Origin of the sequence: Anaeromyxobacter oryzae, assembly GCF_023169945.1 — a bacterium.
GTDB lineage: Bacteria > Myxococcota > Myxococcia > Myxococcales > Anaeromyxobacteraceae > Anaeromyxobacter > Anaeromyxobacter oryzae.
On the sequence record NZ_AP025591.1, the window covers coordinates 2,783,739 to 2,805,163 of the forward strand.

Below are 21,425 nucleotides of genomic sequence, written 5' to 3' on the forward strand. Positions count from 1 at the left end.
GGTCATGGATGTCCCTCGCCTCGCGCCGAGAGTATCGTCGCAAAGCGTGCCTCCCGCGAGGAGCCGCCCGGGTCGCCGAGGGCGCCGCTCACCTTCGCCAGGCCGGCGTGGATCTCCGGATCGAACGGGTCCTGGCGGTTCGCGGCGAGAAGGTGCTCCTTCGCCCCCGCGAAGTCCTGCCGGTCGATCAGGATGCGCGCGAGCTGCACGTTCAGGGCGGGGTAATCGGGGTTCCACTCGAGCGCCTCGGTGAGCACCCGCGCCGCCTCGTCCTTCTGCCCCGCCATCGCCGCCGCGAGCGCGTACTGGCCGGAGAGGATCGCGACGCGGCCGCCCACGCGCTGGTACGCCTTGCCGTACTCGATCCGCGCGGAGTTCCAGCGGCCGCGGGCGCGGAAGATCTCGCCGAGCCGCGCGTAGCCGCGGGAGGGGGCGTCGGAGATCTCCGCCCACTCGGCGTACTCGCCGCGCTGCTTCGGGTCGTCCTTGAACTTGAGCTTCTTGAGCTCGTGGTCGCCGCCGCGCGGGAGCGGGCGGGCGCCGAGGTAGCTCCGCCACTCCCTCATGAACCGGTCGAACGGGACGCCGAGGACGTCCGCCACCGCCTGCTCCGCCGTCCGGCCCTCGCCGACGAGCCCCGTCACCTTGGCGATGGCCGCCGGCCCGACCTGCTTCACGAGGTACTCGACCGCGAGCACCACCTGCGCGTACGCGAGGGCGGCGCGCTCCTGCGACGGCAGCTTCGCGAGCGACGGGTGCATCTCCTGGAACGTGACGAGGTTCCCCTTCGCCGCCGCGTCCTTCACGAGCGCCGCGGAGAACGGCGTGAGCGGATCGGTCCGGCCGCGCCAGGCGGTCTCGAACCACTTCGCGAGCCCCTCCTGCAGCCAGATGGGCGCGCGGTTCCGGGTCTTGAGGGTCACGACGGCGTGCGTGTACTCGTGCGCCGCGGTGTCGAGCCAGTCGTAGCCCTTCAGGAGCGCCTTCGGGGAGAGCATCATCAGCTTCCCGAACTTCGCGACGGCGACGGTGCCGCTCGTCCGGACCTCGGCCTCGGTGAGCGTCGACACCTTCGCGAGGGCGCGCACGTCCGGCACGATCTCCACGGTGAGCCGGCCCGCCGGGACCACGCCGATGGCCTCGTGCAGCGCGGCGCGCTGCCGCTCGAGGGCGTCGACGAGGTACGGCACGAGCACCTCGTCCTTGCCCTTCGGGTACGAGACGACGAAGTGCTCGCTCTCGAAGCGGACGTCGTCCTTCGTGACGTCGCGGGCGGCCTTCGCGAGCGCGAGGTAGCCGCCCGCGTTCCCGGCGCCGGACTCCTCGATGAGCGACACCGCCGCGCGGTAGTCCTGCTCGAAGAAGCGGAGGACGCCCGCCGCGAGCTTCACCTCGTCGGACGCGGCGTCGAACGGCTCGAACGGCGCGAGCACCTTCCGCGCCGCGTCCACGTCCTCCTCGGCGAGCCGCTTCAGGGCGGTCACGGCGGCCTTGTCCGGGTCGGGCGCGGCGCGGGCCGGCGCCGGCATCCCGGCGACGAACGACGCGACCAGGGCGACCGCGCAGGTCTCCGTGACCCTCCTCGCCGCCACTCCGATGGCAACACGCACCGTCACTTCACCAGCTCCTCGTAGTAGCGCTGGACCTCGCCCTTGTAGCGCTCCGGCGCGCCCTGCTTCATCGCCTCGAGGAGATCCTTCCGGAACTCCTCCGGCACCTTGTGCGCCTCCGCGCCGGGGATCTTCACCTTCTCGCGCGAGGGATCGCGGCCGTCGCCCTCGCGCTCGCCGCCCGCCTCGGCGAAGGGGAACGGGAAGCCCTGGCCGCCGCCGCCCTGGCCCTTCTTCGCGGCCTCCTCGAGCCCCTTCTTGAACCGGTCGAGGGCGTCGAGCGCGAGCTCCTGCTCGCCGTGGCCGCGCTGCGGGTTCTTCGCGCCGAGCTCGGCGCCGGCCTGGCCCATGTGCCGCCGCGACTCGGAGAGCTGGTTCTCCGCCGACGGCGGGAAGACCGGCGCCTGCTGGGCGAGGTCGCGGAGCTTCTGCTGGAGCTGGCCGGCCTGCCTCTCGAGATCGACCTGTCGCTTCGAGAGGCCCTCGAGCTTCCGCTGCTGGTCCTGCCCGAGCACGGAGCGCGGGTCGGGGAACATCTGCGCGAGCGCGTCGCGGATCTGGCGGACCTTCGGGGCGGCCTTGTCGGCCTGCCGGCGCGCGTCGTCGATCTGCTGGGGATCCTTCCCGGTGAGGGCGCGGCTCCGGTCCGCGAGCTGCGCGTCCTCCTGCAGCAGCGTCGAGAGCCGGTCCACCGACGGCTGCGCCCGGAGCGCCGCCTCCGCCGCGCCCTCGAGCTCCCGCGCCGCGAGCGCCCGCTCGAGATCGCGGAGCGACTCCTTCGACATCTCGTACTCCGGCTCCGCGCGCATCGAGACGCCCGGCTGGGCGCGGTCCACGTCCTCCCGCGCCTCCTTCGCCTTCTGCGACAGCTCCTCGAGCTGCTTCTCGGCGCCCTTCATCTTGTCGGCGATCTTCCGCCGGTAGTCGGCGCGGATCTTCTCGGTCTCGTCGGCGGTGCGCTTCTGCTCGGCCTGGACCTTCTCGAGGTCCTCCTTGAACGCGAGCATGTCCTTCATGAGCGCCTGGGCCTTCTCGTCGGGCATGCCCGCGGTGCGCTGCAGGCCCGCGAGCATCTTGTCCATGGCGTTCGCCATCTGATCGAGCGCCTTCATCGCGCCCTCGAGATCACCCTTCGCCAGCTTCTGCTCGACCTCGTCGAGGCCGGCCATCATGTCCTGCGACTTCGCCATCTCGGCGAGGGCCTCCTCGTTCATGTGCTCGTCGTTGAACCCCTTCGACAGCTCGGCCATCTGCTGGAGGAGATCACGGACGCGCTCCTTCATCCGGCCGATCTGGGCGAGGAGCTCCTTCTTCCTCTCGTCCGACGGCGACGACCGGAACTTCTCCATGAGGTTCGCGAGGTCGCGCCGCTGCTTCTGGAGGTCCTTCGCGAGCCGGACCAGGTCCTCGGCGCGCCGCTTGTCGAGGAGCTGCTCGAGGTAGAGGATCCCCTTCTCCATCTCCGCGTCGAGCGCGGCGTCGGAGGCCGCCATCGTCCGCACGATCGAGCCGTCCGGCCGCAGGTGCACGGCGAGGCTCCGGGCGATCATGTTCCGGTACTGCGTGAGCCGCTGCTCGGCGCTCCGGAGCGCGCCGGCGACGTTGGAGATCGCGGCGGCGACCTCGCGCGGACCGGCCCGGTCGCGGCGGATCTCGCGCGCCGTGTCGCGCATCGCCTCGGCGAGGAGCCGCGTCCGCGTGTCGAGCGCCTGCGCGGCCGGGAGCCGCTCCGGCGTCGCGACCGGGCCCGCCGAGATCCCGTCGAGGCGATCGCCGAGGAGCGCGACCAGCTCCTCGTACACCTGGCGTGCCCGCTCGAGGACCTGCCGCCGGTGCTCCGCCTCCGAGTAGATCTTCACGCGCTGCACGTCGGAGACGCTCTTCTTCGGGCCCGAGACGGTGTCGGTGTCGACCGCCTCCATCCAGTAGGCGAGCTCGTCGCCCTCCCCGAGGCCGAGCGGCACGAGCGCGAGGTCGGCGGTGCCGCCGTCGCGGCGGAGCCCGTCGCGGCGCAGGATCCGGCGCTCCTCCTTCCCGGTCGGCCCCTTCAGCACGAGGGCGACCTCGGAGAGCCCGAAGTCGTCCTCCGCGTCCCAGACGATCTGGACCACCGCGTTGCCCGAGACCTCGATCTCGCGCTCGGGCGCGGTGATGCGCACCTGCGGGAAGGCGTCGGGCTCGAGCGCGATCGGGACCGTCGGGCCCTCGGCCACGGTCCGGCCCTTCGCGTCGAGGAAGCGGAACCGGTAGCTCCCGCCGTCGTCGACGAGGAAGCGGCCCTGGAGATCGCGGTCGCCCGAGACCGCGAGGGCGAAGCGCTTCACGACCGGGGGGGCCTTCGACTCCGCGGCCGCTTCGCGGCCGCTACGCTCAGGCCGACCGGATGCCTGGAGGTCGGCCGTTTCCTGCTTCTTCCGTCCAGCCTGACCATCCCTCCGCTCGCCCTGAGCGTAGGGCGCGGTCTCGCGTCCGCTGGCGCCGCCGTCCGCGCCCGGAGTCGAAGGGCGCGCCTCCGCCTCCGGGGCGGCGTCGTAGAGGATCTCGATCTCCGCCGCCTTCACCGGCCGGTCGGCCCGGGTGCGCAGCGTGACCTCGGTGCCCTTCGGCGCCCGGATCTCGCCGCCCGTCCCGGAGAGCGTGCGCGCCTCCCGCTTCATGTAGGCCGGGTAGGCGTAGGTGAGCTCGACGTCGCCGGTGATCGGGTCGACCTGCGGCGCGGGCGTCCCCGGCGGATCGCCGGCGAGGACGCGGCCGTATGCCTTCGCGAGGTGGGTGCCCCCCGCGACGAGCGCGATCAGGTGGAGACCCGCGACGCCGACGAGGAGGAGCGCCGCCTGCCGGGCGCGCCGGTCGGGGATCGCCCGGGCGAGGTCGATGCCGCGGGCGTCCGCGGCGGTCCGCTCCAGGTGGGCGTCGACCAGCGCCACGGAGAAGTGGCCGCTCGCCGCGATGTCCGACCGGGACCGCGCCAGCTCGACCGACGAGAGGAGCGCCGACCGGAGGGCCGGGAGGCCGCCTGCGACCGTCCGGGCCGCGGAGGCGTCGTCGCGGGCGCTCCGGAGCAGTGCCCGGATCGCGAGCACCCCGGCGGCGAGGATCGCGGTCGCGGCCCCGGCGAGGGCGGCGATCCGCACGAACGGCCGCGCGCCGGAGGCGAGGGCGACGGCGCCGGCGAGGAGGAACAGCAGCGCGCCCGCCACGCCTGCTGCCGCAGCCGCGAGCAGGACGATCCGCACCTGCCGCAGCCGCGCCCCTCGCAGGACGCGGGCGATGTCCGAGTACGCGCCGGCCATGGCTTCCTGGATCGAAACGGCCCTCTCCACCGGGCATTCCGGCGGTCTGCGAAGGATAACGCCCCTGGCCCGGGCGGGCGACCCGCGATCACGCTCGATGGGCGTCCCCGGGGCCGCCGCCGAAGCTCGCCCGGGGTGCGCGCGGGCATGCTACGTTGCCGCACCGTCCGGTGAATTTCGCCAAGGGAGACCGCGTCACACCGATGGAAGCAGACGACCTCGCGCTGGTCCAGCGGGTCCGGGCCGGCGAGAAAGACGCCTTTCGCGCCCTGGTCGTCCGTTACCAGAGGAAGGTCTACGCCGTGGCGCTCGGCATCGTGAAGGATCCGGATCTCGCCTGGGACGTCGCTCAGGAGGCGTTCGTCCGGGTCCACCGCAGCCTCGGCGAGTTCAAGGGCGACTCCGCCTTCTCGACCTGGCTCTTCCGCATCACGACCCACCTCGCGATCGACGCGATCCGGAAGGAGCGGACGAGCCGCAAGGAGGACGTGGACGAGGTGCGCGAGGCCGACCTCGAGGGCGGCGGCGAGGGGATCCTCGCGACGCGCCTCGGCACCGACCCGCGGCAGAACGCGCTGCGGCGGGAGCTGGCGGAGAAGATCCAGGAGGCGCTCGCGACCCTCCCCGAGAAGCACCGGACGATCCTGGTGCTCCGGGAGGTGGAGGGGCTCTCCTACGAGGAGCTGTCGGAGCGGCTCGGGATCCACAAGGGCACCGTGATGAGCCGGCTGTTCCATGCCCGGAAGAAGATGCAGGCGGCGCTGCGGGAGTACGCGGGCGTGCCCGCGCCTGCGGACGCCGAAGGGGAGGAGGACGAGTCATGAAGGACTGCCTCCACTACGCACCGATGATCGGCGCCCGCGAGGGCGAGCTGACCGAGATCGAGGTGAAGGCGCTCGCGGCGCACCTCGCCATCTGCGAGGCGTGCCAGGGCCGCGCGGCCGACCTGGCCGCGACCGAAGGGATCGTGTCCGAGGGGCTCCTCGCGCACGCGAGCGCGCGGGACTTCGCCCCGTTCCTGGACGAGGTGATGGCGCGGGTCGGCCTGGAGCCCGGTCGTCCTGAGCGTAGCCGCCGCACCGCGGCGGCGGAGTCGAAGGGCGCGGGGGGCATCCTCGCCTGGCTCGGCCTTCACTGGAAGGGAACCACCGCCGCGGTCGCACCGGTTCTGGCGGCCTTCGCGGTGTTCATGTACGTTCGCTCCGGCGCCGGACAGGGGCACCAGGTGGCGTCCCTCGAGATGTCGAGCGAGGGCGTCTCGACGGTGCTCCAGACGGCCGACGGCCCGGTGGTGCTCCTCGCGGACGAGGACGCCGGGTGACGCGCAGCCTGGAGGCGACATGACCCGCCGCTCGTTCATCCTCGCAATCGCCGCCACGGTCCTGTTCGCCGCCGCGCCCGCCCGGGCCGACGTCCCTCTCCACGTCCGGGTCATCAAGGGCTCGCGCCAGGGTCCGCCGAAGATGGACCCGCGCCTCGAGCCGCTGAAGCGCCAGCTCTCCCCGCTCGCGTACGTGAGCTGGCAGCAGACCGACGAGCGGAAGCTCACGCTCGCGAAGGGCCGGACCGAGTTCGTCCCGCTCCCCGACGGCGACACGGCCGGGATCACCGTCCAGGAGGAGCGCGGGAACACCGTGACGATCGAGGTCGCCCTCGCGCAGCGGAACACCCAGAGCCGGCTCACGATCGAGCGGGGCCAGCGGATCGTGCACCAGGTGACGGCGGAGAAGAACGGGACCGCGTTCTTCCTCACCGTCGCGGCGTGGCCGTGAGCTGACCGGCGGCCCCCCTCACCCCGACCCTCTCCCCCCGCTTCGCGTGGGGAGAGGGGGACATCCGTTCTCGACGAGGAGTCCGCCCCACCTCCGCCCGAAGACCTTGTCGTACGTGAGGAAGGACCGATCCCGCTCTACGTGGAGAGGGCCTCATCCTCCCCTCGGTCAGGCCGTCTTCCTGAGCACCCACTCGGCGTGGAAGCGGTCCATCGCCTCGTCGATCGCGAGCGGCCGGTGGCTCCGGAGCACGGTGGCCGCCCGCTCCACCCGGAGCCCGCCCTGCAGCGGCCGCGGCGCGAGCAGCTTCGCCTCGGCCGTCTTGACCGGGACGATCTCGCCGCCGAGCCCGAACCGGCGCGCGATCCGGCGCGCGAACTCCACGCGGTCGAGCACGGTGGCGTCGCTGGTGTGGAGGACGCCGCGGTACGCGGTCTTGAGGAGCAGCTCGAGGCACATCGCGGCGCCGTTCGCGGCGAGCGTGGTCGAGACCTGCTGATCGGAGAACGCCTTCACCGGCTCGCCGCGGGAGAGCTTCTCGACCACCTGCGTCGCGAAGGTGCTCTTCGCGCCGGGGCGCCCGCCGTAGACGACCGCCACCCGCGCCACGGCGCAGTCCGGAGCGAGGAGCAGCGCCGCCTCCTCGCCGCACCGCTTCGTGCGCGCGTAGGCACCCCGCGGGTTCGGGACGTCGTCCTCCCCGTAGGGCCCCGCCGTGCCGTCGAAGACGTAGTCGGTGGAGACCGCCACCAGCCGGGCGCCGAGCGCGCGGCAGGCGCGCGCCACCTGCTCCGTGCCGCCCACGTTCACGCGCCACGCGGCCTCGGGCTCCCGCTCGCACGCGTCCACGTCGGTGAGGGCGCCGGCGTGCAGCACCGCCTCCGCCCCGAACGCGCGGAGGGCCTGCTCCACGGACCGCCCGTCGCCGAGATCCGCGTCCGCCCAGGCGAACGGACCCGCCGCGAGGCGGCAGGGACCGCGCCCGACCGCGAGCACCTCGTGCCGTCCCGCGAGCTGCGCGACGGCCTCGCCGCCGAGGAGACCGTTGGCGCCGGTGACCGCGACCTTCACGCGCGCTTCCCGTACTGCCGCTCGTAGTACTTCACGTACTCGCCCGAGATGATGCGCTCCCACCAGGGCCGGTGGTCGACGTACCACCGGACGGTGGCGGCGAGCGCCTCCTCGAACCGGTGGCGCGGCGCCCACGCGAGCTTCGCCCGCGCCTTCGTCGAGTCGATGGCGTAGCGGCGGTCGTGACCGGGCCGGTCCTTCACGAAGTCGATGAGGGTCTCCGGCTTGCCGACGAGGCGCAGCACCTGCTTCACGATCTCGAGGTTGTGCCGCTCGCTCGACGCGCCGAGGTTGTAGACCTCGCCGTCCGCGCCCTCCTCGAGGGCGGCGAGCAGCCCGCGGCAGTGGTCCTCGACGTGGATCCAGTCCCGCACGTTCATGCCGTCGCCGTACACGGGCAGCGGCAGGTCGCGGATCGCGTTCGCGATCATGAGCGGGATGAGCTTCTCCGGGAACTGGTAGGGCCCGTAGTTGTTCGAGCACCGCGTGACGACGACGGGCACCTCGAAGGTGTGCGCGTACGCGAGCGCCAGGAGATCGCTCGCCGCCTTCGAGGCGGAGTAAGGCGAGGAGGGATCGAGGGGCGTCTTCTCGGTGAACAGGCCCGTCGGCCCGAGCGACCCGTAGACCTCGTCGGTCGAGACGTGCAGGAAGCGCTTCACCCTGAACTCGCGAGCCGCCTCGAGGAGCACCTGGGTGCCCCGCACGTTCGTCTCGATGAAGACGGACGGCGCGAGGATCGAGCGGTCCACGTGGCTCTCGGCCGCAAGGTGCATCACCGCGTCGATCCGCTCGGTCTGGAAGACGTCGGCGAGGAGCTCGCCGTTGCAGATGTCGCCGCGGACGAAGCGGTACCGCGCATAGCCCTCGAGATCGGCCAGGTTCTCCGCGTTCCCGGCGTACGTGAGCTTGTCGAGGTTCACGATGCGCCAGTCCGGGCGCTCCGTCAGGATGAGCCGGACCAGGTTCGACCCGATGAACCCCGAGCCGCCCGTGACGAGGACGTTCATCCGCGCAGCTCCACGGCCTCGAAGACCACCGCGTCGGAGAACCGGCTTCCCGCGGCGTCCTTGGCGGACACCACCGGGGGGCCGCCGCGGAGCGGCCAGTCGATCCCGAGGTCGGGATCGTCCCACCGGATGCAGCGCTCGTGCTGCGGCTGCCAGTACTCGGTCGTCTTGTAGAGGAACTCGGCCTCGTCGGACAGCGTGAGGAACCCGTGGGCGAAGCCCTCCGGGATCCAGAGCTGCCGGCGGTTCTCCGCCGAGAGGAGCGTACCCGTCCAGCGCCCGAACGTCGGCGACCCGCGGCGGAGGTCCACCGCGACGTCGAACACCTCGCCGCGGACGACGCGGACCAGCTTCCCCTGCGGGTTCGGGAGCTGGTAGTGCAGCCCGCGCAGCACGTTCCGCGTCGAGAGGCTGTGGTTGTCCTGCACGAACCCGAGCGGACGGCCGACGGCAGCCTCGAGCACCTTTCGGTTGTAGCTCTCGAAGAAGTACCCCCGCGCGTCGCCGAAGACGCGGGGCTCGAGGACCAGCACGTCCGGGACGCGCGTCGGGGTGACCTTCATCAGTACACCTTCGTCCCGAGCAGGCGGCGGACGTACTCGCCGTAGCTCGAGTGTCCGAGCGCAGCCGCGCAGCGCTCGAGCTGGCCGTCGTCGATCCACCCCTGCCGCCAGGCGACCTCCTCCGGACACGCGATCTTGAGCCCCTGCCGCTTCTCGATCGTGGCGATGAACTGCCCCGCGTCGAGCAGCGACTCGTGCGTGCCGGTGTCGAGCCACGCGTAGCCGCGGCCCATGATCTCCACCGCGAGCTTCCCCGCGTCGAGGTAGCGCCGGTTCAGGTCGGTGATCTCGAGCTCGCCGCGCGCGGAGGGCCGGAGCGCCCGCGCGTGCTCCACCACCTGCTCGTCGTAGAAGTAGAGGCCGGTCACCGCGTAGCGCGACTTCGGGCGGGCGGGCTTCTCCTCGATGCTGATCGCCCGCCGGCCCGCGTCGAACTCGACGACGCCGTAGCGCTCGGGGTCGTTCACGGCGTACGCGAAGATCGTGGCGCCGTCGCGGCGCTCGTCCGCCGCGCGGAGGGCGTTCTGCAGGTCGTGCCCGTAGAACAGGTTGTCGCCGAGGACGAGCGCGGACGGTCGGTCGCGCACGAACTCCGCCCCGAGCACGAACGCCTGCGCGAGGCCGTCCGGGCTCGGCTGCACCTTGTACTCGAGGTGGATGCCCCAGGCGGTGCCGTCCCCGAGCAGGCTCGCGAACCGCGGCGTGTCCTGGGGCGTGGAGATGACGAGGACGTCCCGGATCCCGGCGAGCATGAGCACCGAGAGCGGGTAGTAGACCATCGGCTTGTCGTAGACGGGCAGGAGCTGCTTCGAGACGGCGAGCGTCGCGGGGTAGAGCCGCGTGCCGGCGCCGCCGGCGAGGATGATGCCCTTTCGATGGGTCCTGGCGCGCATCCGGCCCCCCGCGCTTCGAAGGATCAAAGCACGGGAGGATGCGGGCGCAAGGCGTGGCCCCCGTTCGACCGGGTCGCAACCGTTCGTCGCGCCCCGAACGCGGCGCGCGAGCAAGGCATCGTGCCGCAGCCCTAGTCGTGTTCCTGCGACTGCGGTCGATATTCCGGGCGGACGTTCGACGGCCGATCGACGATCCGCGCCTCGAGCTCGTAGATCTTCGCGAACTTGAGGAACGTCGCGTAGGCCGCGTTCACCGCGATGGTGAACCCTGCGAAGCCGTCCAGGAAGCCGCGCTTGTAGACGTAGACCTCGAGGAACTTCACCACCGGGCGGACGAGCGCCGCGAGCGCGCTGAAGCGGCGGCCGCGGTGGAGGAGATTGAACGCCTGGATCGAGGAGAACGCGTTGGCGCGCGTCGCCTGATCGGCGAGGTCCCGGAAGCTGTGGTGGAGGAGGTCGCCCCGGAGATCGCCGCCCTTCCCGTCCACGACCACGTAGTCGTGCGGGTTGTCGCCGGCCCAGCGCGCCCGGGACCGCCGGAACAGCCGGACCTTCCGCTGCGGGTACCACCCCGAGTGCCGGACCGGCTCGCCCATGGCGAAGGTGAGGCGCGGCACCCGGAAGCCGTCCAAGTCCCCGGGCTCGAGCGCGCGGATCTCCTCGCGCAGCTCCGGCGTGAGCCGCTCGTCGGCGTCGAGGGCGAGGATCCACTCGTTCCTGCAGAGCGCGACGGCGCGCGTCTTCTGCTCGACGTGGCCGTCGAACGCGTGCTGCGCGAAGCGCACCTTCGGGAACGCCCGGGCGACGGCCTCGGTGCCGTCGGTGCTGAACGAGTCGAGGACGACGATCTCGTCCGCGATGTCCTCGCACGACCGGATGCAGTCCGCGAGCGCGCGCTCCTCGTTGTAGGTGATGATCGCGATCGAGATCCCCAGCATCGCTCGTCCCTGCGCTCCGTCCGACCGGCTCACGGCCCCCGGCTCATCGGCACCGCGACCTGCACCATGAATCGAAGGTTCGTCGCGTTCCCGAGGAAGTCGCGGTTCCATCGATAGGAGGCGCCCGCCTCCCAGGACACGTCCACCGGACCGGCGAAGAAGACCTGACGCACCGCCGCGGTGACCTCGGTGTCGTGCGAGGTGAGGGTGTGCTGCGGCTCGATCACGAGCCAGTAGACGTCCTCGTTCCTGCGCACGCGCTCCAGGTAGCCGCCGAGCCGGCCCGTCGGCCCGAACACGTCCACCGCCAGCGTCTGGGAGTCCGAGCCGGGCCCGATCCACGCGCCGAGGAGCTGGCCCTGGTACGTGTACGAGAGGTCGTTCCCGTGCACGTAGTAGGTCGGGTTCCCGCGCTGGTTCCCGGCGGGGAAGAAGATCTGGAGATCGGTCGCCTCCGCCTGCAGGCGGACCCACCGCCGACCGGTCCGGAACACCTTCTGGAGGCCGACCATGATCGCCTCCGAGTGATCCGGCTCGCGGACGACCATCTCCCACGAGTTCTCGTGGTCCTCGCGCGCGAACTCGCCGTACAGCTCGAGCCCGCTCTCCGGGAAGACCCACCGCGCGAAGACCGAGGCGAGCTGGTTGTCCTTCGGGTTGTCGCCGAGCGGGTCGCCGTACCAGGAGGTGAGGTCCTTCTTCTGGAAGCTCTGGAGGAACGGGAACCAGTCCCGGAGCCGGAGATCGTTCCAGACCTGGAGCTGCACGCGCGAGAAGCCGACGGAGAGGCGCGGCAGCCACCGCGGCGTGTAGTCGACGACGAGCGCGGTGAGGAGCGGGTGCGTCGGGCTCGGGACGTAGCGGGTGCGCTCGAGCCGGCCCCAGAGGACCTTCGCCTCCACCGTGCCGATCCAGACGTCCGCCGGCCGGGTCGTGCCGAGGAACACGTGCGGGAACCCGGGGCCCGCGGAGGACATCGTGATCGCGTTCCGGATCCCGGGGCCGAGCCAGAGGTTCTCGGTCGAGATCCCGAGCGCGACGTTCCCGAGGTCGAGCCGGAGGTAGCTCTGCCCCGGCGCCCACGAGGTCACCGGGGAGCCGCCGAAGCGGGACGGGTAATCGATGGTGGCCCCGTGCCACGGGTTCATGTACCGGAGGTCGCCGCTCTGGCCGTTCGGGACCATCGCGAACGCGTGGTTCTCCGACCAGGCGACCTCGGGCGCGACCGCGAACGAGAGCGGACCGTACCGACCGGCGAGCCCGGCCGTCGCGAAGGCGGAGACGCCGCGTCCCGCCCACAGGAGGCCGTCGTTCGCGCCCTCCGGGTAGGCGCTGTTGACGACGCTCTCGAGGCGCGCCGGGATCGGGACGAGGAAGGACCGGACGTCCCCGGGCGCCGCCGCGAGGGTCCACGGCAGGGCCGCGCCCTCCGCGCAGGTGGACTCCAGCCGGAGCCCGCCGCGGCGGATGAGCCTCGGCTCCGGAGCGACCGCGCCGACCAGCTCGCCGACGCGCGCGAGATCGTCGGCGGGGCTGCGGAAGCCGTCGACCACGAACGGCGCCGCGGGCGTGCAGGGCAGGTCCTCGTCGGCGCGCGCGGCCGGAGGCGTCGCCGACGCGAGCGCGAGGAGCACGAGGAGGCGGCCGGGGCGCATCGGGGATGCGCACTCTACCCGGACGGGCCACGCGCACGCGAGAGGGGTTCCCTCCCCAGCGGGAGGGACACCGCTACAGCTCGCCCTTGACGTACGACGCGGTGCCTCGCTGCCGGAACAGCTTCGGCTCGCTCACGTAGGCCTCGAGCTCGCCGCGGAGGATCAACCGGGTGATCCCGGTGTCCACGTTCTGGATCACGGGCGTCTGGCCGGCGAGCAGCTTCCGGGCGGCCGGCGCGGTGAGGGCGTATGCGTGCGTGAAGTCGTGCTGCCCGGCCCGGCGCAGGTTCGGCGAGTACGGCCGCGGCAGCAGGTTCATCGCCTCGCGCGGCGTCCAGCGGATGAGCCGGACCGCCGCGAGGGCGACGTACGCCGCCTGGTCCAGGCGGCGCCGGAGCGTGACCGTCTCGTGGCGGTCGTAGCCGAGGTAGGCCAGCTCGAAGCTCCGCGGGAGCTGCGCCAGCACCGCGGGCGCGTGCTCGAGGGCGCCGGGGATGGGCTCCGCGTCGTCCTCGAACACGAGCACCCGCTCGTGCCCCTCGTCGAGGATCCTCCGCCAGATCAGCGCGTGCGATAGGACGCACGCGACGTGGCCCAGCGTGACGCCACGCCCGTACCGGTGGACCCGCCGCGCGGTGCGGTCGTCGTACAGGCCGCGCGCCTCGAGGTCGGCGAGATCGAGCTCGGCCTGGTCGAGCCCGTAGACGACCTCGTAATCGAGCCCCGCGAGCGCCCGGGCGAAGGCCGGGTGCCGGTCGGTCGCCCGGCGGAGCGTGAGCACGTAGATGCGATCGAAGTAGTCGTTCAGCGCCTGGTACGAGGCGCTTTCGCACGAGCTGAGCGCAGCGGGGACCGGATCGCCCTTCGACTCCGGCCCGCTCCGCGGGCCTACGCTCAGGGCGAACGGAAGTCGCGTCATCGCGGCGGATGGTAGCACCGGTCGGGTGGAGCGGAGAGGGCCGGGCCGGTCGGGATGCGCCCCGGTCGTCTCGCGCGGCGAGACTCGGGCCCCGTGCCCTCCTCCCTCTCCCCCCGCCGCCTCTGGCGGGGGGAGAGGGTCGGGGTGAGGGGGGCCGCTCGGCGCTGTCCAGTGGTTCAGCGCCGGGCGAGGTCCAGGTCCGAGCGGAGGAGGACGCCGACGGACGGCGCATCCCGCACGCCGGCGCTCGACTCGAACCGGTACCAGCTCGCGCGGAGCCCGATCCCGGTCCGCGCGCGCGGCGCCACGATCCACTCGGCGTCGAGGAGGACCCCGGGAGCGGGGCGGAACGTCGTGGCCTCCTGGTCCAGGAACCCGGACCCGGCGACGCGCGGCGCCAGGAGGACCGAGACCCCGGCGCCGAGCCGGAGCGGCCCCGCGTAGAGCGCCTCCATGAGATCGACGGGGACGGCGACGAACGTCGCGGACCCGTTCGTCGCGCGAAGCAGATCCACCTTGAACCCGACGGCCGCGCGCGTGCCGAGCCGCCCCTCCGCGAGCGGGAGGAAGCTCCACCCGAGCGCGACCACGAGGCCGTCGTTGAGGTGCATCGTGTTGCGCCGCCCGCCGGCGTACTCGATCTCGACCAGCCGCTCGAACCCGAAGTCGCTCCGCAGCTCGATGACGAGCCCGCGGGCGCTCGCGCGGGCGTCGGTGATCATGGCCTGCGCAGTCGGGGACCCGGCGGGGTCCGCGGGATCGACCGGAGCCGCGGCGGCGGCGAGAAGGATGAGGACGAGCGCGGGCACGCAGCGCCTCCTGGCCAACCCTCGCCAGGCGGAACCCCGAATTCAAGGCCACGCCGCGAGCGCCGGTGGGGCGCCATGCTCGGGGCAGAACGGATGACGCGCGCTGCGCTGCACTTGCGGCTTGCTGGCGCGCGCCGCGTCCGGGCCGTTTCCCGCCATCCGGCGGAGTTCACCTTCTCGACGTGACCTCTCCGCGGACGACGATCCTGTCCGCCTCGATCGCGGCGCTCCTCCTCGCCGCCGCTCCACGCCCCGGCGCGCACGCGCGAGGAGCCGACCAGGTCGACGTGGCGCTCGGGATCGTGCCCGACCTGTCCGGCGCGCCCCTGCCCGTGATCCCGCCCGTGTTCGACGGCCAGCACGTGAGCGGCACCGTCTTCATCGGGTACCGCGGCACCGACGGCGAGACCACCGCGGCCATCGCGACGATCTCTCCGGGGTGGGGCGCGTTCGTCCGCCTCGGCGCGGCGGTGACGCCGGGCTCGAGGGCGGACGATCTCGGGTTCCTGTGGGGGCTCGGCGTCGAGCGCGCGCAGGACAGGACGTTCTTCCTGCACGTCGATGACTGGGGCCCCATCGCCCCCGGCGAGCCGTTCACGCTCCGTACGGCCCAGGCGAGCGCCGGGTACAAGCTGCCGATGCCGTGCGGGCGCGCGCTCTGCCTCGCGTCGAGCGCGTTCGCCACCGCGCCGTTCTCGGGCGGTCCCTACCTGGGCGCGCGCGCGAGCCTCACCCTGCACGGGACCTGGTTCGCGACCGGCGCGCTCGGCTGGACCATCCCCGGCGCGCTCCCCGGCTCGGCGTCGCCGCCTCCGTGGCGCGCCTCGTTCGCGCTCGGCCGCGCCGACCTCCGGCCGGGCGGGCTGTTCGTGACCTATCGCGACGCGGCGAGCCTCGAGGGCCTGCGAGGCTGGACGCGGACCAGCCGGCAGGGCACCGGCGTCGTCGCCGCGGGCGTGAGCTGGGCGTACTGAGGCGAGGTCCGTATGAGAGCCAATCTGCTCGGGCTCGCGGTCGTGGTCGTCTCCGGATGCGGGCTCCTCGATCCGCCCGGGCCTCCGGCGCGCGTCCTCGGGGATCCGGGCACGCGCGACGCGCCGTTCGCGCAGGCGACGGACCCTGGCGTCCCGGGGCAGATCGCTCCGAGGCCGCCGTTTCCCGGGTTCGCGCTCGCCTTTCACGACGAGTTCGACGGCGTCGCGCTCGACGAGAACAAGTGGAAGATCCTCCTCGGTCCCTGGCGGAGCGGCCTGGACGCCCGGGACACCATCCAGGTGAAGGACGGGCTCTTCTCGCTCACCGTCTTCACCGACACGGCGGGCGCCCATCACGCGGGACGCATCACGACGGACGGTAGCTTCGAGGCGACGTACGGCTACTTCGAGATCCGGGCTCGGTTCCTCGACAGCGTGGGTCAGTGGTGCTCGTTCTTCCTCTGGCCCCGCACGATCAGGGACTCCGTTGGAGATCCGGGGACGTCAGGCGTCGAGATCGATGTGTTCGAGCATCGCGACGTGGATCAGTACGGCTCCGAGCTCCGGGACATGGTCCAGGCCGGCCTGATCTGGGCGGGGCCCGACAATGGCTGGGAAAGAGAGAACCGGATGCTGGCGCACCCGCTCGGCGCGCCGCTGAGCCACGCGTGGCACACCTACGCCGCGCTCTGGACGGACTCGCTCGTGACCTTCTACATCGACGAGATCCCGGTCTGGACTACGAGCGCTGCGCTCTCGCACCGGCCCGAGCCGATCTACGTCACCTGCGAGGTCTGGGACGGCGCGTGGGACGGCTCCGTCCCCGCGGGCGGCTACGGGACACGCGAGACGAGCACCACCGGGATGGAGGTGGACTGGGTGCGCGTGTGGCAACGACCTCCCTGAGCGCGGGCGCTCCTGGCCGCGGCGAGCGGAGTCATGGCGAGAACCGTTCGTGGTGATCCCGTCGAACCACGAGCGGGAGCGGCGAGCCGGCCTTCGACAGGCTCTGGGGGCTGTCACACGTCCTGGCGTTCGATGTCCGGCCTCAGTCCGACGGCGTTCATGACGATCCCGTGCACGCGGACCCCGCTCGCGGAGAACCGCCGCACGGCGGCGACGACCTCGCGGAGCCGATGCTCGCCGCCGCGGATCACGAGCAGGCCGAGCCCGGCGTGGCGCGCTGCGATGGTCGCGCCGGCGCCGGCGGCGAGGGGCGGGGTGACGACGATGACGACGTCGGCGGCGCGGGACAGCTCGTCCAGTACCGCAGCGAACCGCTCCGACGCGAGCAGGTCCGGCGCATCCGACGGCACCGTCCCGGCCGGGAGGAAGCGCACATTCGGCGAGGCGGTCTCCCGGAGCACCTCGGCGAGCCCTGCCTGCCCGCCGACGACCTCCGCGAGGCCCGGGCCGGGCTCGAGGCCGTAGGAGCGGTGGAGGTGCCCGCGGCGGAGCTCGGCGTCCACCACGACGACGCGACGCCCGAGCTCGCCGAGCAGGTGCGCGACGTTCACCGTGACGAACGAGGTACCCTCGCCGGCCGCGGGGGTGCTCACCGCCACGACGCGGCTCGGCGCGTCGAGCAGCTCGACCAGCAGGCCCGTCCGCAGCGCGCGGAGCGCCTCCACCGCAACGTCCTCGGGGCAGACGCTGGCGAGGATCGGGCTCGCGCCGCCGGCGCGCTCGGCGCAGCCCGCGCCCTGCTCCTGGCGAACGCTGAAGGGGACCGCGGCGTACACGCTCACGCCGGTGGCGCGCTCGATCGCGCCCGGCTCGTCGACGCGCACGAAGGGATGCCACGCGAGCGCGAGGGCGGCTCCGAGCGCCAGGCCGAGCAAGGCGGCGGCGGCCGCGGTCACGGCGCGCCGGGGCGCGACCGGGCTCACCGGGCGGCTCGCCGCGTCGAGGACGCGGATCCGGTCGATCACCGCCTCGCCCACGACGCGCAGCGCCTCGTCACGGGTGGAGAGACCAGACTCGAGGAGCGCGACCGCCCGCGCTGCCTCCGCCCTTCTCCGCTCCAGGTCCTGGCGGACGCACGCGGCGGCGATGGCGTCGAGGGTCGCCGCGAGCCGGCCCGGGTCCTCGCCGTCCAGCGTGAGCTGGAGGATCCCGGTGCCGTTCCCCTTCTCGATCACCCGCAACGCGTGGTGCAGGTCGTCGATGGCCTGCTCGCGGGAGACGTGGCGCGCGCCGTCTGGCTCGTCGACCGTCTCGAGGTGCAGCTCGTCGACGACCGCGCCGAGCAGGGTGCGCGATCCGATGCTCTCCATCGCCGCCTCGGTGGCGGAGCGCACGCCTACCTCTGCGCCCCTGCCGCCGCCGTCGCGCGCGTCCACGTGGAGCAGGAGCGTCGACCGGTACACCGGGCGAGCGAGGAGGCCGTACACGATCCCGGCGGCGAGCACCGCTACCGCGACGGACAGCACGAGCCGCCCGTGCCGGACGACGACGTCCGCATACCGGGCGATCGAGGACTGCGGCACGACCCCATCTTACTGGAAGGTGTTCACCGTCCGGTTCCCGATGTCCGCGGTCTGCCAGATGCCCTGGATCGTCGGGAGGATCTGCGTCATGACCCGGTTCCAGTCGGTGAGGCGGTAAGCCGAGACGAACACCACGTCGAGCGGCTCGAGCTGGAACTGCACCGCGAGCAGGAGCGCGTCCGCGCTCGACGCGTCCAGCTTGAAGACGCGTGGCGCGTCGTAGCGCCCCCGGAAGACGTAGATCGCGCCCGGGTTCGAGGTGAGCGGGTCGAATCCCTGGGAATCGCCGATGGCCTCGGCGAGGCTCATCCGGCCCCGCGCCATGACCTTCGAGGACGGGCTCCGGACCTCGCCGAGCACGAACACCTTGTTCTCGAGTCGGCTCGGCACGTGGAGGACGTCCCCGTCCTGCAGCACCCAGTTCTGCGAGACGTCCCCCTGGTCGTAGAGCGCCTGGAGATCCAGCGCGATCGTCTTGCCGTCGCGCGTGAGGGTCACGCCTCGCGTCCACGCGTCGGGCCCGAGGCCGTGCGCCGCCGCGATCGCGTCCTGCACGCGCAGCGGCACGTCGGTGATGGGCAGCGTCGAGGGCTGGAGCACGTCGCCGGTGACCTGGACACGCTTTCCGCGGAACGCCGCGACGCGGACGTCGAGCTGCGGGTTCTCCACGTACGTGCGGAGCTTCTCCGTCAGGAGGGCGCGGATCTCGGGGAGCGTCTTCCCCACGACGGGGACGACCCCGACGAACGGGTAGAACATCGTCCCGTCGGCCTGGACCATGTTGCCCGCCGCCTCGGCGGCGCGGAACTCGCCGGCCGGGATCGTCAGCTCCGGGTGATCCCAGACGATCACCGAGAGGACGTCGAACGGCGCGACCCGGTACTGGTACGGCCCCTCGACGGCCGGCTCGTGCGCGCGGCGCTCGACCGCCGCCGCGCGCGCGTTCGCCTGGTCGACGAGGACCGCGGGCGTGATCGGGACGATCTCGAGCGGCCCGGTCGCGGTCTGCCGCGAGGTCATTCCCGTCTCCGAGGCGTGCAGCCCCGGAGCGATGGCCGCGCACCCGGTCGCCGACAGGACGAGCGCGAGGACGGGCACGAGCACCGCGCGAGCGGCGGGCGAGGCGGACGTTCTTCCCTGGGCAGAGCCGGCGACTTCTTCGTGCATTGGCGATCAGCGGTAGTGGTACTGGTAGTGGTAGGCGCTCCGGCGGCCGAGGCCGCGCTCGAGCGCGACGCCATTCATCACGATCCCGTGCAGCCGGATCCGGCTCCGCGCCATCTGGCGGACCGCGGCGGTGATCTCGCCGGCCGGGTGCTTCCCGGACCAGATCACGAACAGGTTCACGCCCGCGCGCCGCGCCACGACGAGGCCGTCGGTGACCGCCAGCACGGGCGGCGTGTCCACGAGCACGACGTCGAACGTCCGCGAGAGCTCCGCGAGCACCCGCTCGAATCGCTCCGAGCCGAGCAGCTCGGCCGGGTTGGGCGGCAGCGTACCGGTGGTGAGGACGCGGACGCTCGGCAGCGACGTCGGGCGGAGCGCGTCGGCCAGGGGCAGGTGCCCCGTGACGACCTCCGTGAGCCCCTGCGCGCGGTCGACGCCGTACATCCGGTGGAGGTGCCCGCGGCGCAGGTCGGCGTCCACGATCACGACGCGCTTCCCGGTCTCCCCGAGCACGTGGGCGAGGTTCACGGTGACGAAGGACTTGCCGACCGACGGCGCGGGGCCACCGACGGTGACGATGTTGTTCGGCGCGTCGAGCAGCTCGAACTCGAGGCTCGTCCGGAGGCTCCGGAGCGCCTCGATGGCGAGGTCCTTCGGATCGACCTCGGCGAGGAGCGGCGGGCGCCCGCCCTCGCGCTCCGACCGGCGGAGGTTCGTCGACTGGACCGCGCTGTAGGGGATGGACGCGTGGACGCCGACCCCGGCCGCGCGCTCCACCGCCGCGGGATCCTCGACGCCCGGATCGAGCGCGTGGAGGGCGAACGCCGCCGCGAGACCCGCAGCGAGGCCGAGGAGCACGGAGAGGAGCACCACCGCGCCACGCCTCGGCGAGATCGGCGTGAGCGGCACGACCGCCGCGTCGAGGACGCGGACGTTCCCGACCGTCCCCTCCTTCACGACCTTCAGCTCCTGCGCCCGGTTCAGCACGGTCAGGTACAGCTCGTTCGCGACCTTCAAGTCGCGGAGCAGCCGGGCCGACTCGAGCTCGTGCGCCGGGAGCCGGCGGAACTGCGTGTCGAGCACTGCGCGCTCGGCCGCGAGCCGGTCGAGCTTCTGCTTCATCGCCGCGAGGGCCGGGTGGGCGTCCGTGAACTTCTGCCTGAGGGCGGCGTACTCGACCTGCAGCTCGGAGGAGGCCTTCTCGATGTCCGCGGCGCGCGCGACCGCCGCCTGCGTCTCGAGGCTCACGTCCACGCTGCCGCGCTTCGACTGGTAACCCTCCATGGCGTGCTCGGCCGCCTGGAGGTTCCTCTGGAGCACCGGGAGCTGGGACTCGAGGAACTCGAGCGTCTTCCCGGCCGCGGCGCTCTTCCGCTCGACGTTCTGGCGGACGTATGCCTGGGCCAGCGCGTCGAGGATCGCGGCGGTTCGGCCCGCGTCGGCGCCGTCGAGCGTCATCTGCATGATGCCGGTCTTCTTGCCGCGCTCGGCGACACGGAGATCGTCCTGCAGGTTGGCGATCGCGTCCGTCCGCGGGACGGCGGCGACGCGGAACTCGGTCCCCGGCCGCGCCACCAGCTCGGCGACGAAGACCTCCACGCCGTCCGGGGAGCGGGCGACCTCGCCGACCTTCCCTTCCAGGGCGCCGGCGCCGTCCGGGCCGCGCAGGGCGAACCGGCCGCCCTCCTTCGCCTCCAGCACGAACCGCTCGCGAGAGAGATCGGGCGGGATGGAGAAGCGGGTCACCTGGATCCGCTCGCCGCCCCACGCGTAACGGCCGAGGCCGAGCGGGGCCGGCGCGACGGTCGCGCCGCGGTGGCGCCGAGCGATGGCCGCGCCGACGAGCGGGAACCTCCGCGGCGTCGCCTGGACGTCGAGGTGGAGCACGTCCACCACGCCGCCGACGAGCGAGCGGGAACGGAGGATCTCCATCTCGGTGTCGGCCGGAGACGCGTCGCCGAACATCGCGGAGAGGTCGCCGAGCGCGCCGAGCATCAGGCCGGCGTTCCGGTCCTCGACCTGCAGGAGCACGTCGGACCGGTATACCGGCGTGGCGAGCACGGCGTACGCGACGCCGGCGAGGATCGACAGCGCGGCGACCGCCGCCACGAGCCAGCGACGCCGGACGATGACGTCGAGGTACTCGCCGAGCGTCGGCTCCGGCGGCGCGTCGGCGACCGCCTCGGGCGCGCGCGGCGCCGGATCCGGCACCACCTCGAGCGTGGCGTCTCCTCTCCTCGGCGGTGTCATCCCTCGTTCCCC

Annotated in this window: 18 protein-coding genes; 5 read left to right on the forward strand and 13 right to left on the reverse strand. The window is 72.8% G+C overall.

Annotated features, from left to right (window positions below; genetic code table 11):
- Nucleotides 1-2: 2 nt before the first annotated feature.
- Together AMOR_RS12130 and AMOR_RS12135 are read right to left on the reverse strand one after the other, a co-directional pair.
- A complete protein-coding gene (locus AMOR_RS12130) occupies nt 3-1,616 on the reverse strand; it encodes a peptidase MA family metallohydrolase (protein ID WP_248361396.1) in 1,614 nt (537 codons plus the stop codon).
- Entirely contained in the window at nt 1,613-4,933 is a 3,321-nt protein-coding gene (locus AMOR_RS12135; RefSeq protein WP_248361398.1) for a DUF4175 family protein, read from the reverse strand. The genes AMOR_RS12130 and AMOR_RS12135 overlap by 4 nt, the downstream gene beginning before the upstream one ends.
- A 173-nt stretch (nt 4,934-5,106) precedes the next feature.
- Here AMOR_RS12135 and AMOR_RS12140 point away from each other — a divergent pair, with 173 nt between their 5' ends.
- Genes AMOR_RS12140 through AMOR_RS12150 form a run of 3 tightly spaced genes read left to right on the forward strand, consistent with a single transcriptional unit; the run spans nt 5,107 to nt 6,675 of the window.
- Nucleotides 5,107-5,727, forward strand: a complete 621-nt coding sequence (locus AMOR_RS12140) for a sigma-70 family RNA polymerase sigma factor (protein ID WP_248361400.1) — start codon at nt 5,107-5,109, stop codon at nt 5,725-5,727.
- A complete protein-coding gene (locus AMOR_RS12145; RefSeq protein WP_248361402.1) occupies nt 5,724-6,224 on the forward strand; it encodes an anti-sigma factor family protein in 501 nt (166 codons plus the stop codon). Before AMOR_RS12140 ends, AMOR_RS12145 begins: the two co-directional genes overlap by 4 nt.
- Before the next feature lie 19 nt (nt 6,225-6,243).
- Nucleotides 6,244-6,675 (forward strand): hypothetical protein, encoded by a 432-nt coding sequence (locus tag AMOR_RS12150; RefSeq protein WP_248361404.1) that lies wholly within the window; start codon nt 6,244-6,246, stop codon nt 6,673-6,675.
- Between the two features lie 168 nt (nt 6,676-6,843).
- On the opposite strand, the gene AMOR_RS12155 is transcribed toward AMOR_RS12150, so the two are convergent.
- The 8 genes from AMOR_RS12155 to AMOR_RS12190 form a co-directional block, all read right to left on the reverse strand.
- On the reverse strand, nt 6,844-7,746 hold the full coding sequence (locus AMOR_RS12155; RefSeq protein WP_248361406.1) for an SDR family oxidoreductase: 903 nt from the start codon (nt 7,744-7,746) through the stop codon (nt 6,844-6,846).
- Nucleotides 7,743-8,756, reverse strand: a complete 1,014-nt coding sequence (rfbB, locus tag AMOR_RS12160; protein WP_248361408.1) for a dTDP-glucose 4,6-dehydratase — start codon at nt 8,754-8,756, stop codon at nt 7,743-7,745. Before rfbB ends, AMOR_RS12155 begins: the two co-directional genes overlap by 4 nt.
- Nucleotides 8,753-9,319, reverse strand: a complete 567-nt coding sequence (gene rfbC / locus AMOR_RS12165; RefSeq protein ID WP_248361410.1) for a dTDP-4-dehydrorhamnose 3,5-epimerase — start codon at nt 9,317-9,319, stop codon at nt 8,753-8,755. Before rfbC ends, rfbB begins: the two co-directional genes overlap by 4 nt.
- Nucleotides 9,319-10,212 carry a glucose-1-phosphate thymidylyltransferase RfbA gene (gene rfbA, locus AMOR_RS12170; RefSeq protein WP_248361412.1) on the reverse strand — a complete coding sequence of 298 codons (894 nt, stop codon included), beginning with the start codon at nt 10,210-10,212 and terminating at the stop codon, nt 9,319-9,321. Before rfbA ends, rfbC begins: the two co-directional genes overlap by 1 nt.
- 131 nt (nt 10,213-10,343) lie before the next feature.
- Nucleotides 10,344-11,150, reverse strand: coding sequence for a glycosyltransferase family 2 protein (locus AMOR_RS12175; RefSeq protein WP_248361414.1), 807 nt, complete (start codon nt 11,148-11,150; stop codon nt 10,344-10,346).
- Between the two features lie 29 nt (nt 11,151-11,179).
- Nucleotides 11,180-12,805, reverse strand: a complete 1,626-nt coding sequence (locus tag AMOR_RS12180; protein ID WP_248361416.1) for a capsule assembly Wzi family protein — start codon at nt 12,803-12,805, stop codon at nt 11,180-11,182.
- Between the two features lie 73 nt (nt 12,806-12,878).
- Nucleotides 12,879-13,724: a glycosyltransferase family 25 protein gene (locus AMOR_RS12185; RefSeq protein ID WP_248361418.1), complete on the reverse strand. Its 846-nt coding sequence runs from the start codon at nt 13,722-13,724 to the stop codon at nt 12,879-12,881.
- Between the two features lie 176 nt (nt 13,725-13,900).
- Nucleotides 13,901-14,533: a hypothetical protein gene (locus AMOR_RS12190; RefSeq protein WP_248361420.1), complete on the reverse strand. Its 633-nt coding sequence runs from the start codon at nt 14,531-14,533 to the stop codon at nt 13,901-13,903.
- A gap of 182 nt (nt 14,534-14,715) precedes the next feature.
- On the opposite strand from AMOR_RS12190, the gene AMOR_RS12195 reads away from it, so the two are divergent.
- On the forward strand, nt 14,716-15,507 hold the full coding sequence (locus AMOR_RS12195; protein WP_248361422.1) for a hypothetical protein: 792 nt from the start codon (nt 14,716-14,718) through the stop codon (nt 15,505-15,507).
- A 12-nt stretch (nt 15,508-15,519) separates the two neighbouring features.
- Complete coding sequence (locus tag AMOR_RS12200) at nt 15,520-16,413, forward strand: glycoside hydrolase family 16 protein (RefSeq protein ID WP_248361424.1); 894 nt, start codon at nt 15,520-15,522, stop codon at nt 16,411-16,413.
- Between the two features lie 113 nt (nt 16,414-16,526).
- On the opposite strand, the gene AMOR_RS12205 is transcribed toward AMOR_RS12200, so the two are convergent.
- Genes AMOR_RS12205 through AMOR_RS12215 form a run of 3 tightly spaced genes read right to left on the reverse strand, consistent with a single transcriptional unit; the run spans nt 16,527 to nt 21,413 of the window.
- Nucleotides 16,527-17,996 (reverse strand): CpsD/CapB family tyrosine-protein kinase, encoded by a 1,470-nt coding sequence (locus tag AMOR_RS12205; protein WP_248361426.1) that lies wholly within the window; start codon nt 17,994-17,996, stop codon nt 16,527-16,529.
- Between the two features lie 9 nt (nt 17,997-18,005).
- Nucleotides 18,006-19,163: a polysaccharide export protein gene (locus AMOR_RS12210; protein WP_248361428.1), complete on the reverse strand. Its 1,158-nt coding sequence runs from the start codon at nt 19,161-19,163 to the stop codon at nt 18,006-18,008.
- 6 nt (nt 19,164-19,169) lie between these two features.
- Nucleotides 19,170-21,413, reverse strand: coding sequence for a polysaccharide biosynthesis tyrosine autokinase (locus tag AMOR_RS12215; protein ID WP_248361430.1), 2,244 nt, complete (start codon nt 21,411-21,413; stop codon nt 19,170-19,172).
- Between the last annotated feature and the right edge of the window lie 12 nt (nt 21,414-21,425).

What these genes read in the sequence shown, in the direction of transcription:
- AMOR_RS12210 (WP_248361428.1), bottom strand. Translation starts at nt 19,163, where the DNA reads ATGCACGAAGAAGTCGCCGGCTCTGCCCAGGGAAGAACGTCCGCCTCG.
- AMOR_RS12200 (WP_248361424.1), top strand. Translation starts at nt 15,520, where the DNA reads ATGAGAGCCAATCTGCTCGGGCTCGCGGTCGTGGTCGTCTCCGGATGC.
- AMOR_RS12180 (WP_248361416.1), bottom strand. Translation starts at nt 12,805, where the DNA reads ATGCGCCCCGGCCGCCTCCTCGTGCTCCTCGCGCTCGCGTCGGCGACG.
- AMOR_RS12185 (WP_248361418.1), bottom strand. Translation starts at nt 13,724, where the DNA reads ATGACGCGACTTCCGTTCGCCCTGAGCGTAGGCCCGCGGAGCGGGCCG.
- AMOR_RS12140 (WP_248361400.1), top strand. Translation starts at nt 5,107, where the DNA reads ATGGAAGCAGACGACCTCGCGCTGGTCCAGCGGGTCCGGGCCGGCGAG.
- AMOR_RS12145 (WP_248361402.1), top strand. Translation starts at nt 5,724, where the DNA reads ATGAAGGACTGCCTCCACTACGCACCGATGATCGGCGCCCGCGAGGGC.
- rfbB (WP_248361408.1), bottom strand. Translation starts at nt 8,756, where the DNA reads ATGAACGTCCTCGTCACGGGCGGCTCGGGGTTCATCGGGTCGAACCTG.
- rfbC (WP_248361410.1), bottom strand. Translation starts at nt 9,319, where the DNA reads ATGAAGGTCACCCCGACGCGCGTCCCGGACGTGCTGGTCCTCGAGCCC.
- AMOR_RS12175 (WP_248361414.1), bottom strand. Translation starts at nt 11,150, where the DNA reads ATGCTGGGGATCTCGATCGCGATCATCACCTACAACGAGGAGCGCGCG.
- AMOR_RS12150 (WP_248361404.1), top strand. Translation starts at nt 6,244, where the DNA reads ATGACCCGCCGCTCGTTCATCCTCGCAATCGCCGCCACGGTCCTGTTC.
- AMOR_RS12215 (WP_248361430.1), bottom strand. Translation starts at nt 21,413, where the DNA reads ATGACACCGCCGAGGAGAGGAGACGCCACGCTCGAGGTGGTGCCGGAT.
- rfbA (WP_248361412.1), bottom strand. Translation starts at nt 10,212, where the DNA reads ATGCGCGCCAGGACCCATCGAAAGGGCATCATCCTCGCCGGCGGCGCC.